Raw genomic sequence first — 1,915 nt, 5'->3', positions numbered from 1 at the left:
CCCCCATGACCGACCCCGACCTGTATCCCGTTCCTGCCGACTGGGCCGAGCGCGCCCATATGGACGCCGCCGCCTACGAGGCCGCGCGGCTCGCGGCGCGCGAGACGCCGGACGCCTTTTGGGCCGAACAGGCCCGGCGGCTGGACTGGATCACGCCGCCGACCATCATCAAGGACGTGTCGTTCGACAGGGACGATTTCCGCATCCGCTGGTTCGCCGACGGGGTGCTGAATGTCGCCTGGAACTGCGTGGACCGGCACCTGGCCGAACGCGCCGACCAGACGGCCATCCTGTTCGAGGGCGACGACCCGTCGGTCTCGGGCGCGATCACCTATGCCGAGCTGCACCGGCAGGTGTGCCGCATGGCCAATGTGCTGAAAGACCTCGGCGTGGTGAAGGGCGACCGGGTGACCCTCTATCTGCCCATGATCCCGGCGGCGGCGGTGGCCATGCTGGCCTGCGCGCGCATCGGGGCCGTGCATTCGGTGGTGTTCGGCGGCTTTTCTCCCGACAGCATCGCCGGGCGGATCGAGGACTGCGGCTCGAAACTGGTCATCACCGCCGACGAGGGCCTGCGCGCCGGCAAGCGGATCCCGCTCAAGGCCAATGTCGACGAGGCCCTGACCAAGGTCGCGGGCGTCGAGACGGTGCTGGTCATCGCCCACACCGGCGCCGATGTGGCGATCGTCGAGGGCCGGGATGTGCGGTTCGAGGTCGCCGTCGCGACCGTCTCCGACGACTGCCCGTGCGAGCCAATGAACGCCGAGGACCCGTTGTTCATCCTCTACACCTCGGGCTCGACCGGCAAGCCCAAGGGCGTGCTGCACACCACCGGCGGCTATCTGTTCTGGGTCAGCTATACCCATGAACTGGTGTTCGACTATCGGCCGGGCGAGGTCTTCTGGTGCACGGCCGACGTGGGCTGGGTCACGGGCCACTCCTATGTCGTCTATGGGGCGCTCTCGAACGCAGCCACGACCCTGATGTTCGAGGGGGTGCCCAACTATCCCGACAACCGCCGCTTCTGGCAGGTGGTCGACAGGCACCAGGTCGAGATCTTCTACACCGCCCCCACGGCCCTGCGCGCCCTGATGCGCGACGGCGACGAACCGGTGAAATCGGCCAGCCGCAAGTCCCTGCGCCTGCTCGGCACGGTCGGCGAACCGATCAATCCCGAGGCCTGGCGCTGGTACCACGAGGTGGTCGGCGAGGGCCGGCTGCCGATCATCGACACCTGGTGGCAGACCGAGACGGGCGGCGCCCTGATCTCTCCCCTGCCCGGCGCGACCGACCTGAAGCCGGGGTCGGCGACCCGGCCCCTGCCCGGGGTGGAGCTGGCGCTGGTCGATGCCGAAGGCGGGGTGCTGGAGGGGGCTGTGTCCGGCAACCTGTGCATCACCGACTCATGGCCGGGGCAGATGCGCACCGTCTGGGGCGATCACCAGCGCTTCTTCGACACCTATTTCAGCGCCTATCCCGGCAAATATTTCACCGGCGACGGCTGTCGGCGGGACGAGGACGGCTATTACTGGATCACCGGCCGGGTCGACGACGTCATCAACGTCTCGGGCCACCGGATGGGCACGGCCGAGGTCGAGAGCGCCCTGGTCCTGCACGAAGACGTGGCCGAGGCCGCCGTAGTCGGCTTCCCCCACGACATCAAGGGCCAGGGCATCTACGCCTATGTGACCCTGAACAAGGGGGTCGAGCCGCACGACGACCTGAAGAAGGCCCTGGTCGCCCATGTCAGGAAGGAGATCGGCCCGATCGCCGCCCCCGACGCCATCCAGTGGGCCCCCGGCCTGCCCAAGACCCGATCCGGCAAGATCATGCGGCGGATCCTCAGAAAGATCGCCGAGAACGATCTGGGGTCATTGGGGGATACGTCGACGCTGGCCGATCCGTCAGTGGTCGA

The 1,915-nt window shown here is 68.1% G+C and carries 1 protein-coding gene; it reads left to right on the top strand.

Annotated elements, in window-relative coordinates; genetic code table 11:
• Window positions 1–5 precede the first annotated feature (5 nt).
• Window positions 6–1,915: acetate--CoA ligase (gene acs, locus ACP7AB_RS16820; RefSeq protein ID WP_425993155.1), on the top strand; the 1,910-nt coding region annotated here is incomplete at its 3' end.

The organism is Brevundimonas sp. TWP3-1-2b1, from assembly GCF_049896165.1.
Taxonomy (GTDB): Bacteria; Pseudomonadota; Alphaproteobacteria; order Caulobacterales; family Caulobacteraceae; genus Brevundimonas; species Brevundimonas subvibrioides_B.
The sequence above is the reverse complement of the archived record's forward strand: the minus strand, read 5'-3'. Positions and strand labels throughout refer to the sequence as shown.